The sequence below is a fragment of the Streptomyces sp. NPDC001549 genome (assembly GCF_042894025.1).
Taxonomy (GTDB): Bacteria; Actinomycetota; Actinomycetes; order Streptomycetales; family Streptomycetaceae; genus Streptomyces; species Streptomyces kutzneri.
The window spans coordinates 120,723-137,126 of the sequence record NZ_JBIAVJ010000011.1 but is presented as its reverse complement, the minus strand read 5'-3'; the positions used below and the strand labels follow the sequence as shown (position 1 = coordinate 137,126).

The 16,404-nt window shown below is 74.5% G+C and carries 13 protein-coding genes and 1 pseudogene; 10 read left to right on the top strand and 4 right to left on the bottom strand.

Features of this window, described 5'->3' with window-relative positions:
* Positions 1-58 precede the first annotated feature (58 nt).
* From ACFY04_RS19915 to ACFY04_RS19905, 3 genes are read left to right on the top strand one after another with little or no spacing between them, the layout of a single operon-like run.
* Positions 59-955 carry a hypothetical protein gene (locus tag ACFY04_RS19915; protein ID WP_389118329.1) on the top strand — a complete coding sequence of 299 codons (897 nt, stop codon included), beginning with the start codon at positions 59-61 and terminating at the stop codon, positions 953-955.
* Complete coding sequence (locus ACFY04_RS19910; RefSeq protein WP_389118327.1) at positions 955-3,117, top strand: bifunctional serine/threonine-protein kinase/ABC transporter substrate-binding protein; 2,163 nt, start codon at positions 955-957, stop codon at positions 3,115-3,117. Before ACFY04_RS19915 ends, ACFY04_RS19910 begins: the two co-directional genes overlap by 1 nt.
* A gap of 6 nt (positions 3,118-3,123) precedes the next feature.
* Entirely contained in the window at positions 3,124-5,277 is a 2,154-nt protein-coding gene (locus ACFY04_RS19905; RefSeq protein WP_389118325.1) for a bifunctional serine/threonine-protein kinase/ABC transporter substrate-binding protein, read from the top strand.
* 33 nt (positions 5,278-5,310) lie between these two features.
* On the opposite strand, the gene ACFY04_RS19900 is transcribed toward ACFY04_RS19905, so the two are convergent.
* Positions 5,311-5,931 carry an L-threonylcarbamoyladenylate synthase gene (locus ACFY04_RS19900; RefSeq protein WP_389118323.1) on the bottom strand — a complete coding sequence of 207 codons (621 nt, stop codon included), beginning with the start codon at positions 5,929-5,931 and terminating at the stop codon, positions 5,311-5,313.
* 136 nt (positions 5,932-6,067) lie between these two features.
* Between ACFY04_RS19900 and ACFY04_RS19895 the strand changes: the two genes are divergently transcribed.
* From ACFY04_RS19895 to ACFY04_RS19885, 3 genes are all read left to right on the top strand, one after another.
* The gene (locus tag ACFY04_RS19895) at positions 6,068-6,796 is read left to right on the top strand and encodes a DUF2625 domain-containing protein (protein ID WP_389118321.1); all 729 of its coding nucleotides are present in this window, start codon (positions 6,068-6,070) and stop codon (positions 6,794-6,796) included.
* Between the two features lie 89 nt (positions 6,797-6,885).
* The gene (locus tag ACFY04_RS19890) at positions 6,886-8,460 is read left to right on the top strand and encodes a sensor histidine kinase (protein ID WP_389118319.1); all 1,575 of its coding nucleotides are present in this window, start codon (positions 6,886-6,888) and stop codon (positions 8,458-8,460) included.
* On the top strand, positions 8,457-9,155 hold the full coding sequence (locus ACFY04_RS19885) for a response regulator (RefSeq protein ID WP_389118317.1): 699 nt from the start codon (positions 8,457-8,459) through the stop codon (positions 9,153-9,155). The genes ACFY04_RS19890 and ACFY04_RS19885 overlap by 4 nt, the downstream gene beginning before the upstream one ends.
* A 96-nt stretch (positions 9,156-9,251) precedes the next feature.
* Here ACFY04_RS19885 and ACFY04_RS19880 read toward each other — a convergent pair.
* Positions 9,252-9,836: pseudogene (locus ACFY04_RS19880) on the bottom strand (phosphatase PAP2 family protein); the annotation flags it as partial.
* Between the two features lie 262 nt (positions 9,837-10,098).
* Here ACFY04_RS19880 and ACFY04_RS19875 point away from each other — a divergent pair.
* The 4 genes from ACFY04_RS19875 to ACFY04_RS19860 all read left to right on the top strand — a co-directional run bounded on the left by ACFY04_RS19875 (position 10,099) and on the right by ACFY04_RS19860 (position 14,230).
* Complete coding sequence (locus ACFY04_RS19875) at positions 10,099-12,198, top strand: SpoIIE family protein phosphatase (protein ID WP_389118316.1); 2,100 nt, start codon at positions 10,099-10,101, stop codon at positions 12,196-12,198.
* Between the two features lie 68 nt (positions 12,199-12,266).
* Positions 12,267-12,791 carry a GNAT family N-acetyltransferase gene (locus ACFY04_RS19870; RefSeq protein ID WP_389118314.1) on the top strand — a complete coding sequence of 175 codons (525 nt, stop codon included), beginning with the start codon at positions 12,267-12,269 and terminating at the stop codon, positions 12,789-12,791.
* Positions 12,792-12,982: 191 nt separating this feature from the next.
* On the top strand, positions 12,983-13,774 hold the full coding sequence (locus ACFY04_RS19865) for a class I SAM-dependent methyltransferase (RefSeq protein ID WP_389118313.1): 792 nt from the start codon (positions 12,983-12,985) through the stop codon (positions 13,772-13,774).
* Positions 13,775-13,825: 51 nt separating this feature from the next.
* Positions 13,826-14,230, top strand: coding sequence for a DUF4440 domain-containing protein (locus ACFY04_RS19860; RefSeq protein ID WP_389118311.1), 405 nt, complete (start codon positions 13,826-13,828; stop codon positions 14,228-14,230).
* Between the two features lie 193 nt (positions 14,231-14,423).
* Here ACFY04_RS19860 and ACFY04_RS19855 read toward each other — a convergent pair whose 3' ends face one another.
* Both ACFY04_RS19855 and ACFY04_RS19850 read right to left on the bottom strand, forming a co-directional pair.
* On the bottom strand, positions 14,424-15,374 hold the full coding sequence (locus ACFY04_RS19855) for a nucleotidyl transferase AbiEii/AbiGii toxin family protein (RefSeq protein ID WP_389118310.1): 951 nt from the start codon (positions 15,372-15,374) through the stop codon (positions 14,424-14,426).
* Positions 15,375-15,426: 52 nt separating this feature from the next.
* Positions 15,427-16,371 carry a hypothetical protein gene (locus ACFY04_RS19850; protein WP_389118308.1) on the bottom strand — a complete coding sequence of 315 codons (945 nt, stop codon included), beginning with the start codon at positions 16,369-16,371 and terminating at the stop codon, positions 15,427-15,429.
* Positions 16,372-16,404: the final 33 nt, after the last annotated feature.

The window sequence follows — 16,404 nt, the reverse complement described above, 5'->3', positions numbered from 1 at the left end:
CAACATCCTTTTTCCGTAAGCCAGTTAAGCGCGTCCACGGCTGGGTACGATCCGTGCCGTGGGGGGACTGGTAGGGCAGAGCAGAGGGAAGGCCGTCCTGCGCGCCTGCGGCTGCGCGGTGGCGGGTCTGTTCCTGATCGCCGGGTGCACGGCCGACGGCACGCCGAAGGGCGGCGCGGCGAGCGGTACCCCGGGCACGTCGGCCACGCCGTCGGGCACGGGCGATCCGGGCACGGGAGGTTCGGGTCCGGGCAGCACCGGCGCGAGCAGCACCCCGGCCGCCCCGCCCGGCAGTTCCGCCTCGATCCCGATGCCACCGGTCGACGAGTCCAAGCAGCCGAAGACGGCCGACGAGGCCCGCGCCCTGCTCGGCCGGATCATCATCGCCGAGCACGACCTCGGGCCCGAGGTTGTGCGCAACACCCCGTTCGAGAGCGATCCCGGCCGCTGGCCCGTGCTCGACGAGGGCTGCGTCTGGCAGACCGAGGGCCTGCCGGACGACGTGCTCGCCACGAGCACCCGCCACTTCCACATCCCGGCCAAGGACGGCCGCGGCCGCGTGCGGATCAACGCCACGGTCACCGTCCACCACACCCGCGAGGAGTCCGGCTGGGAGACCGCCCGCGCCATGGAAGAGGTCCTGCGGTGCCCGGACCAGAAGCTGCGTGAGGGCGAGGACCTCAAGAGCCTGTGGGGCGGCGCCTTCTACCTCGGCGAGCAGTTGAACGGATGGACCGAGGACGCCTTCACCGAATCCGGCAAGTACGTCAGCGCACAGGACGGCGGGCCCTACGACTACACCTGGTCCCAGGCCCAGTTCGGACCCGTCACCGTGGCCATCGCCGCCAAGGGCGCGCAGGGCGTCACCATCGGCGATCTGAACGCCTACGTGGCCAAGGGCACCAGCCAGATGATGATCCAGGCCAAGCAGGAGCTCGGAAAGGCGGCGGGCTGATGGAGCCGCTCCACCCCTCTGACCCCTCCCGGATCGGCGGACACCGGCTCCTCGGACGCCTCGGCGCCGGCGGCATGGGCGTCGTCTACCTCGGCCGGACCGACGACGGCGCGCTCGCCGCGGTCAAGGTGATCCGCGCGGAGTACGCCGAAGAGGCCGACTTCCGGGCCCGCTTCCGCCGCGAGGCCGAGATCGCCGCCGAGGTGGACAGCCCCTGGGCCGTCCGCGTCACCGGCGCCGACCCGGACGCCGCCGAACCGTGGCTCGCCACCTCCTTCGTCGCCGGACCCTCCCTCGCCGAGGCCGTCGCGGCCCACGGCCCGCTCCCGCTGCGCGCCGTACGCATCCTCGGCAAGGCCCTGGCCCAGGCCCTCGGGGTGATGCACGAGCAGGGCCTCGTACACCGCGACGTGAAGCCCGGGAACGTCCTCCTCGGCATGGACCGGCCCCGGCTGATCGACTTCGGGATCGCCCGCGGCGGTGAGCACACCGTCCTGACCTCAGCCGACGCCGTACTCGGCACCCCCGGATTCCTCCCGCCCGAGCAGGCCGAGGGCCGTCCCGCCGAACCGGCCGGCGATGTCTTCTCGCTCGGCTGCCTCCTCGCGTACGCCGCCACCGGACGGCTGCCCTTCGGCACCGGCACCGTGGACGCGGTGCTCTACCGCACGGTCCACGACGAGCCCGAATTCGGCCCCGAGATCCTCGCCGACCCCGAACTCACCGCGCTGCTGCGCACCTGCGTCGCCAAACACCCCGACATCCGCCCCGGCGCGCGCGAGCTGGACGCGGCACTGACCGAGGACACCCCGGGGGAGGGCACCGACTGGCTGCCCGACCCCGTCGTCTCCACCATCGCCGCACGCGCCGCCGCGCTGCTCGCCCTGCCCGGCATCGACGAGACCGTCGCCGACCCGGACGCCGCCCCCGCGCCCGGCACGGCCGCGCCGACGCCCTCCCGCAGGCGGTTCCTCGCCCTCGCCTCCGGCGGCGCCGTCCTTGCGGCCGGCGGCGGCCTGGCCGCCTGGCTGGCGCTGCGCGACCAGGACAAGCCCGAGAACCCTGCCGCGGACGCCCCACGGCAATGGGTGATCGGTGTGCACGCCGACCTCTCCGGCCCCCAGAAGGCCGCCGGACAGGCCCAGGAGCGCGGGGTGCGCCTCGCCGTCGACGCCTTCAACTCCCGCAAGGACAAGCCCTTCACGCTCACCGTCGCCACCGCCGACGACGCCGGGAAGGCGGACCGCTCGGCGGCCGCCGCCACCGGACTCATCGCCCATCGCGACCTGTTCGCCGTGGTCGGCCCCACCGGCAACGACTCCGTGATCCCTTGCCTGGAACTCTACGGCGAGAGCTCCGTCCCCCTGGTGACCGTGTCCGCCCTGGCGACGACCTTCAGCATCACCGACCGGCGCAGCTTCTTCCAGAGCTGCCCGGTCTCCTCGGCCCAGGCCGCCGCCGTCAACCTGCAACTCGCCGGGAAGCAGGGCGTCCGGCGGCTGGGCATCCTCAGCGACCGCGGCGGGGACACGGACACCTGGCAGGCGGCCCAGCTCATGGGCCGCACCATCGGCTACTTCGCGCCCGAGGCCACCTACTACGGGCGTGTCGTCCCGCGCGGAGTCACCGACCTGGCACCGGTGATCACCGACCTGCTCGCGCACGGCATCGACGGCTTCTTCTACACCGGCACCCCGGCCGGCGGGGCCAAGACCGCCGGACTGCTGGCCGCCGCCGGTTTCCAAGGCCCCCGGGCAGCCGACTACACCATCGCCGGACCCGAGTTCCTCGGCGCGGCCGGCCAGGCGGCCGAAGGCTGGCAGTTCTTCACGCCGTACACGGGCCCGGAGGCCCCCGAGGTCGCGGAGATGACCCGTGCGCACCGGGCGGCGTACGGATCGGCCCCCGACATCTGGACCGCGGAGGCCTTCGACGCCACGCGCCTGATCATCGACCGGCTGGTCACCACCGCGGCGGGCGGTCGGCGCCCGACCCGTGCCGGACTGCTGACCGCGCTCACCCAGGGCACCTTCCGCGGGCTGACCAAGGAATACACCTTCGACGACCGGCAGCAGGTCAAGGGCAACATCTACTTCATGCACAAGGTGGAGGGGGGCCGGATGCGCTACGCCGGCCCGGCCGTCCAGCCCGCGGCGGGGTAGTCCCGGATGCGCCCCCTCACCCCTGCCGATCCGGCCGCGATCGGCGGCAACCGGCTGCTGGGACGCCTCGGTTCGGGCGGCATGGGCACCGTGTACCTCGCCCGCTCCGCCGCCGGCACCCTGGTCGCGGTCAAGGTCATCCGCGCCGACCACGCCGCGGACCCGGATTTCCGCGCCAGGTTCCGGCGCGAGGTGGAGGCCGCCGGGCAGCTGACCGGGCGCTGGGTGGTCCCGGTCGTCGCCGCCGACCCGCAGGCGCGCGAGCCCTGGCTGGCCACCCCCTACGTCCCCGGGCCCTCCCTGGCCGAGGCCGTGGCAGGGTACGGTCCGCTGCCCGTCCGGGCGGTACGGACCCTGGGCGCGCGGCTCGCCGAGGCGCTGGCGCAGGTGCACGCCGCCGGGCTGGTCCACCGCGACGTCAAACCGGGCAACATCCTGCTCGCCCCGGACGGACCCCGGCTGATCGACTTCGGGATCGCGCGGGCCGAGGGCGCGGTCACGCTGACCGCGGTGGACGCAGTCCTCGGCACCCCGGGATACCTGGCACCGGAGCAGGCCCGCACGGACGGCGCCGTGGCGGGCGCCCCGAGCGATGTGTTCTCCCTCGGCTGCGTCCTGGCGTACGCGGCGACCGGGCACGGTCCCTTCGGCGGCGGGCACGCCGCCGCGGTGGTCTACCGTACGGTGCACGACGAGCCCGAACTCTCTGGACTGCCCGTGGAGTTGCTCGACACCGTGCTGGCCTGTCTGGCGAAGGACCCGGCGGCCCGGCCGACCCCGGACCAGCTGGGCGCCGTACTCGGGGACGACCTCCCCGGCCCGGACGGCGAGGACTGGCTGCCGCCCCCGCTGCCCCGCCTCATCGCCGAGCGTTCCACCAGGGCCCTGGACCTGCCCGCCCCGGAACCGACCCGGATCGACGCACCGGAGGGGGCCGTCCGGGGCCTCACGCGCAGACGGCTGCTCGGGGCCGGCGCGGGCCTGGCCGTCATCGGCGCCCCGGTCGCCTGGTTCACCACCCGCAGCCGGGCCCGCGGTACGACACCGCCGCCCGCCCGCGAACTCGCCACCCGCACCCTCGCCCTCCAGGCCGACCTGACCGGGCCCGGCAAGGAGATCGGCCAGGCCCACGAGCGCGGCATGAAACTGGCCGTGGACCGGCACAACAGCCGGCCGGACGCCGCGTTCCGGCTGGCCCTGCGCGTCGTCGACGACGGCGGGGACGCCACGCGCGCCGCCCAGGTGGTCAAGGAGCTGGCCGCCGACCCCGCGGTGGTCGCACTCACCGGCCCCACCTGGGACGCGGTCGTGCCCCAGATGGCCGCTGCCTGCCAAGCGGCCGATCTCGCCCTGCTGCTCGTTTCCGCCGACAGCCCCGAGAACGCCCTCTCGCGGCCGGAGTGGCGCAATGTGATCGCCACCCGCCCGGCCGGAGACCAGCTCGCCCTCCCGGTGATCGACTACTTCAGCCGGATCCGGCCCGTCCACCGCACGGGCCTCGTGGAGGACGTCGAAGGCGGCGAGCCCGCCTTCCCGGTCGTCCAGCACCTGCAGCAGTCACCGCCCTCGCAGGGCACGCTCAGCGTCCACCGGATCCCCGCGGGCAGCTCCGACTTCGCCGGCGCCGTAGGCGCGCTGACCGAAGCCGGGGCCGAGGCCGTCGTCTACGCCGGCACCTCACCGCAGCGCGCGGCCCAGCTGGCCCGCGCCCTGACCGAAGGCGGATTCCAGGGCCGGCGGATGGGCCTCCAGCACGCCATGGAACCGGCCTTCCTCGCGGCCGCCGGTCCGGCCGCCGACGGCTGGCTGTTCGCCTCCCTCTTCACCGACCCGCTGGCCGTCCCCGCCGCCGCCGAGTTCGTCGCCGCCCACCGCGCCGCGTACGGGACCGCGCCCGCCCGCTGGGCCACCGAGGCGTACGACGCCGTGGGGCTGCTCGCCGCGACCCTGACCGGCCTGGCGGAGGAGGGGCGGGACCGGGCGGGCGTGACCCGCCGGATCTTCCGGACGGCCCACGAGGGCCTGGCCAAGCCGCTGTCCTTCGACTCCAACACGCACGTGCTGACCCGAGCCCGTACCGCCCACCTCTACCAGGTCGAATCCGGCGTATACCGGTACCTGGGCATCTACTCGGACGTGAGCCCCGGGTCCGGGCGGTGAACGCGGGCCAAGGGGCCGGAGGCTCCGGTACGGCTACTCGAACCGGGTGGTGTCGCCCGCGCCCCGGCGTACGATCTCGACCTCACCACCGGAGAAGTCGATGACGGTGGTCGGTTCGGTACCGCAGTCACCCGAGTCCAGTACGGCGTCCACCTCGTGGTCGAGCCGCTCCTTGATCTCCCAGCCCTGAGTCATCGGCTCGGGCTCGTCGGGCAGCAGCAGGGTGCTGGAGAGCAGCGGCTCGCCGAGCTCGGCGAGCAGGGCCTGCGTGACGACGTGGTCGGGAATCCGGACCCCGACCGTCTTCTTCTTCGGGTGCAGCAGCTGGCGCGGCACCTCCGAGGTCGCGGGGAGGATGAAGGTGTAGCTGCCGGGGGTCGCCGCCTTGATGGCGCGGAACACGTCGTTGTCGATCTGTACGAACCGGCCCAGCTGCGCGAAGTTCTGGCACACGAGGGTGAAGTGGTGACGGTCGTCCAGGTTCCGGATCGACCGGATCCGGCTGATGCCCTCGCGGTTGCCCAGCTGGCAGCCCAGCGCGAAACAGGAGTCGGTCGGGTATGCGACGAGCTTCCCGCCGCGGATCATGTCGACCACGCTGTCGATGGTGCGCCGCTGGGGATTCTCGGGGTGTACGTCGAAGTATTTCGCCATCCGCCGAGCGTACGCGGTCGGGACCCCGGCGCCGGTACGGCCGGGCCCCCGCCCGCCGGGCTGCCCGCCGAGCCGCCCGCCGGGCGCCGGTGGACCTGCCCTCCGGGACGCGGGGGACGGGTGCGACGATGCGCGGATGCGCACGCTGAACGAACTGATCGACGTCGACGGTCCCGCCTGGCCCGAACTGAGCGCGGAACTCGGCGCGGGAGCCGTTCCGGTGGAGGTCCTGCCGGCCGATCCCGCCCTCGCCCGGGCGTCGCTCCTCCAGCTGCAGGTCACGGCGCGGTCGTACCTGGGCGCGGTGGTACTGCACTGCGGCGGCCTGTTCCTGGACGACGGCTGGCTGCGCGTCCTCGGCAGCCCCGCCGCCGACGGCTCCCGGGGACTGCCCGGACTCGCACGGGCCAATGCCTTCCCCTCGGTGTTCGACCCCGGCTGGTGCCCGGATGCCGGGCTGGTCGTGGCGTACGACGTGCTGGGCGGGGTCTTCGCCCTGAACGGCGCGCGCCCCGCCGACAGCGGCCGGCCCGGAGGACCGGGCGAGATCGTCTACTTCGCCCCCGATGATCTGCGCTGGGAGGCCATCGGGGCCGGGTACGCGGCCTGGCTGTCCTGGCTGCTGTCCGGAGCCCTCGACCAGTTCTACGCCGACCTGCGCTGGCCCGGGTGGCGGGCGGAGGTCGCGGAACTGAACGGCGGCCGGGGACTGACGCTGTACCCTCCCCTGTGGTCCGCCGAGAGCCGCGGCGACCTGGCGGCGACCAGCCGTCGCGCCGTCCCGATGGGGGAACTGCTGGGCTTCGGCCGGGAAACCGGGCGGCAGTTCGACGGGGTCGACCCGGGATTCACGGGCACGGTCTGACGGGTCCGGGGGCCCGAAGGGGGCGAGGGGGCCGAAGGCGGACTTTCGGCAGTGCCGCCGGCCCGGGGGAGTTCCGTAGGGTCGGGTGCGTGAGATCAGTGATCATCGAGCCCCGGGTCCCGCAGCCGGTCTTATCCGCAGGGCTGTTCATCACGGCGGCCGCCGCCGTCGGCGCGAGCGTGGCCGACCCGTGGTGGGGGATACCGGCGGCGGTCGGCGCGTACGTCGCCGGCCGCGGACCGGGGCCGGGGCGGAGCGCGGCAGTGGCCCTGGCCGTGGTGCTCGTGGCGGCCGTGCCTGTCGTGATCCTGGTACCCGAGTGGCTCGCGTGGGCGACCCGGTTCGTACTGACACTGCTCGCCGCGGCGGTGCTTCCGTGGTTCGCCGGCCGGTTCCTGCGCCAGTACCGCGAACTGGTGCACGCCGGGTGGGAGCGGGCCGCGCAGCTGGAGCGGGAACAGCGCCTGCTCGCAGAACGGGCCCGACTGCGCGAACGGACCAGGATCGCGCAGGACATGCACGACCTCCTCGGCCACGAACTCAGCCTCGTCGCCCTGTCGGCGGGAGCGCTGCAGCTGGCCCCCGGCCTTCCCGAGGCCCACCGCACCGCCGCGCGGGACATCCGGTCCAGGGCGGGAGCCGCCGTGGACCGGCTCGGCGAGGTGATCGGCGTCCTGCGCGAACCCTCGGACCCGGAGCCCGGGCCGGAGAGCGGACCGGCGAACGGGCTCGCCGGGATCGGGGGCCTGGTGGACCGGGCCGCCGAGGCGGGACTCGACGTCCGGCTGCGGGTGGAGGGGGAACCGGCGGCCGCCGTGCCGCCGCGGGCCGTCGACCGGGCCGCGTACCGCGTCGTCCAGGAGGCGCTGACGAACGTCGCCAAGCACGCGCCCGCCTCCCGGGCCACCGTCGTCGTCCGGCACACGGCGGACACGGCGGAGACGGCGGCCATGGCGGGGATGGCGGACACGGCGGGGATGGCGGCCATGGCGGACACGGCGGAGACGGCGCGCACGGCGGATACGGGCGGCGGCCGGACCGAGGTCGTCGTGACGAACGGGCCGGTCCGCGGCCCGGAGCCCGCCTCCCAGGTCCCGGGCGCCCCCGGCAAGACCCACCGACTCGGACTCGTCGGCCTGGACGAACGGGTCCGGCTGGCCGGCGGCTCCCTCACCGCGGGCCCCGAGGGCGACGGCTTCGCCGTCCGCGCCCTGCTTCCGCACCGGCCCGGCGAGGCCCCGCCGCCCCCAGCCGATCCGGCCCGCCCGGGCGGCGTCCTGCCCCTCGAGCACCACAGCGCCCGCCGCCGGCTGCGGCGTACCGCCGTCGCGGCCGTGCTGGTACCGCTGTGCACCGCGGCCGTGCTCATCCTCGGGGTGCGGGCCTGGGACACCGTGACGGCCCGGCAGTCGGTCCTCGCTCCGCAGGACCACGCCCGGCTGAGCGTCGGGCAGACCCGCGCGGAGGTGGCGCCGTACCTGCCGCGACGGCAGACGACCCGCCGGCCGGCCGCCCCCGTTCCTGAACCCGACGGTGCGGCCTGCGAGTTCTACGTACTGACCGCCGACCCCTTCGACGACCGCTCGGGGGACATCCACCGGCTCTGCTTCCGGGCCGGCCTGCTCGTCTCCACCGACACCTTCACCGGGAGGGAAGTCCGATGATCCGGATCCTGATCGCCGACGACGAGCCGATGGTCCGCGCGGGTGTCCGCGCCGTCCTCGCCACCGATCCCGGCATCACCGTCGTCGCCGAGGCCGCCGACGGCCACGAGGCGGTGCGGCTCGTGCAGCACCACCGCCCCGACGTGGCCGTACTGGACATCCGGATGCCGGGCACGGACGGTATCGCGGCCGCCGCCGAGATACGAAGGACCGTACCGGCGACGGGAGTCGTGATGCTGACGACCTTCGGGGAGGACGACTACATCCTGCGCGCCCTCGGCGAGGGCGCCACCGGCTTCCTGATCAAGTCCGGCGATCCGGAGGAGCTGCAGGCCGGTGTGCGGGCGGTCGCCGACGGCGCCGCCTACCTGTCACCGAAGGTCGCGGCCCGGGTCGTCGCCCATCTCGCGGCCGACGGCGCGGGCGCCAGGGCGGGCCGCCGCGCCGCGGCCCGCGCCCGCGTCGACGCCCTGACCGCCCGCGAACGGGACGTGCTGGGCCTCCTCGGCGGCGGACTGTCCAACGGGCAGATCGCGCGCCGCCTGCACCTGGCCGAAGGGACGGTGAAGGCCCACGTCAGCTCGATCCTCGCCCGCCTCGGAGTCGGCAACCGGGCCGCGGCGGCGGTGGTCGCCCACGAGGCCGGAGCGGTCCCGGCGCCGCCCGGAGGCGGGGCGGCGCCCGAGGAGCGCTGACGCCGCGTGCCCGGCGGCGGGCAGGAGCAGGATCCGTACGGTCAGCACGGCGCTCGCCCCGAGCGCCGCGCCCGCCAGGACGTCGTGCGGATAGTGCACGCCGACCAGGACCCGCAGCAGGGCGGCGGCCGCGGCCACGGGCAGGGCCAGGGCCGCGAGCCGGGGACGTACGAGCACCACCCCGACCGCCAGCGCGGCGGCGAGGGTGGCGTGATTGCTCGGGAACGACCAGTCGCCCGGCGCGGGACACGGCGCGACCGTCAGGGCCCCTGCCACGGCCCGGCACGGCCGCTCCTCGTCGACCAGGAGTTTCAGCCCCTCGCTGAGCGCGTAGGCGGCCACGGTCCCGGCGGCCGCCAGGGCCACCCCGGCCAGGCCGGGCACGTCACGGCGCCGCAGGGAGCACAGGCCCGCCGAGAGCAGCAGCAGGGCCAGGAGCAGCAGCGTGCCCTCGCTCGCCGCCTCCAGCGCGGTCCCGGCCCAGGCCGGCCAGTCGCCCGCCACGCTCCGGGCGAGTGACCGGTAGGCCGTCGCCGAGACGCCCTGCGTGATGTGTACCGGCTCGTTCGTGCCCAGCGCGCCGCCGGGCGCCGCCCAGACGACGGCCGCGGTGCCCGCCCCGGCCGTCGCGCCGGCGATCGGCAGCCGTCGGGCCCATCCGTATCGGGTGTTCGATTCCATGGGGTCCGACCGTAGGAACGCCGGGGCCCGTCCGCCCCGGCCGAACGGCCGGCCCGGACCCCGACGAAGGTCAGGGTTGCGACGTCCGCCGTTCCGTGCCTGGCGAGCGTCCGCCGGGTGCGTGGCGGTCCTGGCGGGGACGCTCCGGACGCTGCCGGACAGGTTCGGGGGCACGATGAGAGGAAGCCGTGCGCCTCGGACCGCCCCAGGGCGGGTGGCGGCGGGCGGCGCCGGGCCGACGATGCCGGAAGGAGCGTCGCCGATGGGTGCGATCGACGGGTCGGGGACCGGTGGGATCGGACCCGGCATGGCCGGGATCTCCCCGCCGAGCGGTTTGCTCGACGTCCTGAACGTCGCGGCGGTCGTCCTCGACTCCGAAGGACGGGTCGCGCTGTGGAGCCCGCAGGCCGAGCAGCTGTTCGGCTGGACGGCGGCGGAGGCACTCGGCCGCCCCGCCGCCCGGCTGCTGGCCGCCAAGGAGCACGTAGGCCTGGTCACGGAGCTGTTCGCGCGCGTCATGGGCGGCGCGGGGGACTGGGCGGGGGCCTTCCCGGTGCGGCGCAGGGACGGCACCACGCGCCTGGTGGAGTTCCGCAACATGCGGCTGCTCGACGAGCACGGCGAGATGTACGCCCTGGGCATCGCGACCGACCGCACCCGGCTGCGCCAGCTGGAGCGGGACCTCGCCCTGTCCGCGCGCCTGGTGGCCCAGTCCCCGATCGGCCTCGCGGTCCTGGACACCGAGCTGCGGTACGTGCTCGTCAACCCGACGCTGGAGCGGATCAACGGGCTGCCCGCCGAAGACCACATCGGCCGGGGCGTCCGCGAGGCCCTGGCCTTCCTCGACGACGCGGAGGCCGCCGAGTCGGCGATGCGCCAGGTCCTGGCCACCGGAACGCCGCTGCTCGAACAGTTCACGGCCGGCCGCACCCACGGCGGGGACCGCACCGAACACGCCTGGTCGGTGTCGTACTACCGGCTGGAGGACGCCACCGGCCGGGTACTGGGCCTTGCCACCTCCGTGGTGGACGTCACCCAGAGTCACCGGGCGGCCATCGAGATCGCCCGCAGCCGCCGCCGCCTCGCGCTCATCGCGGACGCCACCGTCCGTATCGGCACCACCCTCGACCTCGACCAGACCGCCCGCGAGCTCGCCGACGTCGTCGTGCCCGAGCTCGCGGACATCGCCGCCGTCGACATCCTCGACTCCGTCCTCGAAGGCCGGCCGACCCTGCGGTCCTCCGCCCACGAGCCCGCGGTGTTCCGGGCGCTCGCCCTCGCCGCCGCCTACCCCAGCGACGCCGTCCGCGCCGCCGACCCGCCCGGCGACATCGCCCGCTACGCCGCGGACCGGCTGGTCACCCAGTCCGTGACGACCGGCCACCCGGTCCTCGTCGCCCACGTACAGGCCCAGGACATCTCGCGCATCGCCCGCGACAGCACCGCCGCCGACCTCCTGAGCCGCGCCGGGCTGCGCTCCTACCTGGCCGTGCCGCTCATCGCCCGCGGCGAGGTCCTCGGCGCCCTCGACCTCAAACGCACCCGCAACCCGCTGCCGTTCAACGACGACGACATCGTGCTGGCCGGCGAACTCGCCGCCCGCGCCGCCGTGTGCATCGACAACGCCCGCTGGTACCGCAACGCGCACCACACCGCCCTCGCCCTCCAGCACCACCTCCTGCCGCACCACCCGCCGCCCACACCCGGCCTGGAAGTCGCCTACCGCTACCGGCCCGCCGCGGCCAGCAGCGAGATCGGCGGCGACTGGTTCGACGCCATCGCCGGACCGGACGACACCACCGTCCTCGTCGTCGGGGACGTCATGGGCAGCGGCATCAACGCCGCCGCCAGCATGGGACAGCTGCGTACGGCGACCCGCACCCTCGCCGAACTCGCCCTCGACCCGCCCCAGGTGCTCCACCAGCTGGACCACACCACCGCCGCACTGGAGGAGACCATCGCCACGTGCGTCTACGTCGTCTACGACCCGCACGCCGCCCAGTGCCGGGTCGCCCTCGCCGGACACCTGCCCCCGGTCCTCATCCGCTCCGGCCGGCAGCCCCGACTCCTCGACCTGCCCACCGGCGCCCCGCTCGGCGTGGGCGGCATCCCCTTCGAGTCCACCACCATCGCCATGGACCCCGGCGACCAGCTCGTCCTCTACACCGACGGCCTGGTCGAAACCCGCGACCAGCCCATCGATGAACGCCTGGACCTCCTGCTGACCCTGCTCGCCGACACCGGACGTCCACTGGAGGAGACCTGCGACCGCCTCCTGGACTCCCTGCGCCGCACGGACGACCACGACGACGTCGCCCTGGTCATCGCCCGAGCACGGTCCCTGCCGACGGGCTCCGCCTAGGGGCGTCCTGCCGATCAGGCCGGATCGTGCCGCAGGAGCCCGGCCGGCCGACTGTTATCGTCCGAGGTATGCCTGAGCTCATAACCCCGACCCCCGACCTGCACGCTTCCTGGCTCGCCGCGCAGCGTGAAGGGGGACCGGACGCCCACATCGACGGCGGCGGGCTCGGCTCCGACGACGAAGTGGACACCCCGGAGGGCTTCGCGGCCTGGGTGGAGCGGCTGCGCCGGTACGCGGACCGCACCCAGCCGGTCGACCACGGCCGGGTCCACGCGACGTACTGGTGGATCGCCGAGGGCGACACCTATCTGGGCGCGATCGACCTGCGGCACTACCTGAACGGCTTCCTCCTCGACGCGGGCGGCCACATCGGCTACAGCGTCAGGCCCTCGGCACGTCGCCGAGGCCTGGCCACCTGGGCCCTGGGGGCCGTCCTGCACGAGGCGCGCGTCCTGGGGATGGACCGGGTCCTGCTGACCTGCGACCCGGACAACGAGGCGTCCATCCGCACGATCGAGGGCAACGGCGGGGCCCTGGAGGACATCCGCGAAACCCTGATCGGCCCCAAGCGCCGCTACTGGATCGACCTCTGACACCGGCCCCGGCCGACAGGTCCGGCTGCCGGGGACGAGAGGCGGCAGGGTCATGACGAACCCGGCCGAAGTCGTCACGAGGGCTCTTCAGGCGCTCACCAACGAGCGGGCGGACGAAGCAGCGGAGGGGCTCTGGCGGAGCCCCGTGTCGTTCCGCGGCCGTACGGCCGCGGTGGGTCGATAGTGGGAGGGTGAGCGACAGGCCGGAGGGACCCGGGCCCGGCGGTGCCGAAGACGGCACCGCCTGGTCCGGACGTGAAGGGGCGCGCGCATTCGCGGCGGTGGAGGCGGCCACGGACTGGCTGCTCGGGTATCCGTTCGTCTTCCGGGCCCTGGCTCGCCGGATCCACGCCGGCGAGGTCCTGGTGGACTACGGATGCGGGCCGGGCAAGGTGGCCGACGAGGCGGCCCGGCGGCTGGGGGCGCGGGTGCTGGGGGTGGACACCTCCCCGGAGATGCTGGCGCTGGCCCGCGGCTCGGCGACCGCGGTGGCCGGGTACCACCTGGTCGAGGACGGACGTGTGACCGGCCTGCCGGACGGCTGCGCCGACGCGGTGATGTGCAACCACGTACTGGCGTCCCTGCCGACCGAGGAGGCCGTGCTCGGCGTGTTCACCGAGATCCGCCGGCTCCTGCGGCCGGGCGCCCCGTTCGTGCTGCTGGCCACCGATCCCGCGTGCAGCGGCACGGAGTACGCCTCGCTGCGGATCGGCGACCCGGGCGAGGTGTACGGGCCGGGCGACGAACTGACCGTACGGCTCCGGCGCACGGACGGATCCTGGCAGGAGGTGCGGAACCACGCGTGGCCCGTCGGAGTCCTCCCGGCCCTGCTGGAGCGTGCGGGATTCCGGGACGTCGTCCAGCACCGGCCCACCGTCGACGAGGCACTGACCGTGGCCGACGCGGACTTCGCGGCCGGCCGCGCGTGGTCGGCGGAGCGCGGGGGACCGCCCCTGGTGATCACGACAGCGCTCGCGGCCTGAGCTGACGTACCGGCCGAACCCTGGACAGGTCCTCGGTGTTAATGTCGCGCCATGTCGTCCAAGACCGAAATAGACGTGGTGACCGCCGAGTTCTTCGGCGCCTTCGACAACCGGGGCGGCAAGGCCGCCGATCTGGACCGGATCCGGCGACTGGTCCTGCCGGGCGGCGTGATCACCATGACCGGCCCCCAGTTCACGGTCTGGAACGTGGACGAGTTCATCGAGCCGCGCCGCCTGTTGCTGGCCCCCGGCGGGCGCCTGGCCGAGTTCTCCGAGTGGGAAACCTCCGAACGGACCGAGATCGCGGGCGACATCGCGTCGCGGTTCGGCGAGTACCGCAAGTCCGGGCTCCTGGACGGCAAGCCGTTCGAGGGGGCCGGGACCAAGACCATCCAGTTCGTCCGCACCGCGGACGGCTGGCGGATCGCGGCCTTCGCCTGGTACGACCGGCCCTGATCACGGAGGCCCGCCTCCGCCCAGGCCCACGACCCGGACGGCCGGCCGGCCCACATGCGTTCCCCGCAGCCGTTCGTGGGGCGCGAGCGCGAGCTGGACGTACTGGAGCAGGCCGGCGCGCGCCGGCCTGCCCGGGCAAGACCGCGCTGCCGACCCGCTTCGCCACCTCGCGAAGGCCTTGCACCGCCGCCGCTCAGCCGGCCGCCGGGGCCGGGGCCAGCGCGGTGCGGAGTCGGGCGAGCCAGTCGGCGGCCGAGCCCCGCACCCCGGGGTGGGCCGCGCAGAAGCGCTGCCACGCCCGCTCGTCCACCCGCACGCCGGCCAGGCGCGGCGGATCCGGGAGGGGCCGCTCGCGGCAGGCCTCCGCCAGCAGCACGGCGTCGTACAGGTCCTTGCACCGCGGGCCGTCCTCGGCCGCGGCGTCCGCCACCAGCCACCGCAGCTTCCAGGCCAGCGACAGCCGGCGGCTCGCCGTGCGGACCACCGTGACCCCGCCGTCGCCGCGCGGCACGGCCGTCCAGACGGGGGGCTCGGGCAGCCGCTCGTCACGGGAGAAGTCCAGCTGCGCCACCCCCTCCGGGCCGGAGTCCGCCCGCCACGGGATCAGGATCCTGATCCCGGCGGGCCCGTCCTCGCCGTCCGTGTACGCGTAGGCCCACGTACCGTCCCGGCGCGCCCCGTCCGCGTCCAGCAGGACGTCCGCGGCGGCCCGCGGGCGGGCACGGATCCGTTCCAGCAGGTCCTCGTACGGCGGGAAGTCCGCCGGTTCCGGCTCCGGTTGCCAGACCAGGCCCTCCGGCGGGACGTTCGCGCGCAGCCCCCGCGTCTCGAACTCCTCCTCCCCGTCGGCCCAGATCTCGTAGCGGGCCGCACCGTCGGCGGCCTCCGGCCACTGCTGCACGGTGTCGTACGCCGGGACGTACGGGTGGGGGTACCGCCGGTCGACGGGGACCGGCGACGGCGGCGGCACGACGAAGTCGAGGTCACCCGGCGGCCGGGCCCGGCCGCCGACCCACGCGGGCATGACCATGCTGCCGCGCAGGACCAGGTCGTCGCCCCACGCGGACTCCGAGATCAGCCTCAGGAGATGGTCGAGGGCGGCGCGGCCGGGCCCTGCCGCCGCCGTCCGGTCGTTCACCGTCATGCGGCGACTGTAGGCGCGGCCACTGACAGGGCCGGCCTGGCCCGGCAACGGCTCATTGGATCAGGCTGGTGTGCGGGTGCTCCGGCGACTCCGGGCAGACGTAGAGCTGCAGGTGGTTACCCTTGGAGACCTGCACCCCGGGCGGGTTCGACTCGATGTCGCCGCCCTGCTGGGCGACGGACTGGTCCTCGTACGGGATCCAATTGCGGGTGCTGCGGTCCCATTCGTCCGAGCAGATGGTCAGCAGCGGAACCATGCCGGCGCCACAGGCGGCGCAGAACCGGGCGATGGGATCGGTGAGGCCCCACGGGGCCCAGCCGCCGACCTTCCAGCCGGGGGCGAGGGACAGGTGGCTGTCGTAGAACGCCTGCGGGTAGGGAGCGTAGGAGCTGTCCACACCGGATCCGGCTGCCTGCCACCGGCTCCAGTCCCGCAGCTGCTCTTGCAACTCCTTGCTCACTTCCAAGGAGTCGGGGTACTCGGTGATCCGCTCCGGCGCGAGCACGCACGGACGCGGCACGTAGCCGTCGTACTCCACTGCGAACGGCCCGGGCGGCACGGCGAGGATGTCGGTGACCTCGACCGAGGACCGCCAGAACAGTGCGGTCGGAGGTTTGATATCCGGCTCGTGCTCGAAGGGACACCACAGCACCTGGAGCAGGTCGGCCTGCCCCGGAGGCCGCAGCAGGGGTATGTCGCGCACGTACAGCTGGGCCACGGGCACCATGGGGTTCGGACCCGGGCGCCATTCGACGTCCGGACTGGCGTGCACCTCGTACGCCTCGTACAGCTGGTCCGCCTGTTCGTGCGACTCGTGACAGTACGGCCACGGTTCGTCGGCGGGCCACAGCAGCGGCCCGCCGACCGAACTGTCGTGCGCCGACGGAGAACCGGGGCGGGGGTGCAACCGGATGGCCGGGCGTGCCAGCGGGGCCAGTTGAGGAAAGAGCGCGGTGACCTCGACGGGCCGCCGTGGGGTGGTAAGGGTGACGTCCATGAGGTCGATGCTGCCAGCAACCTCTGACAACGG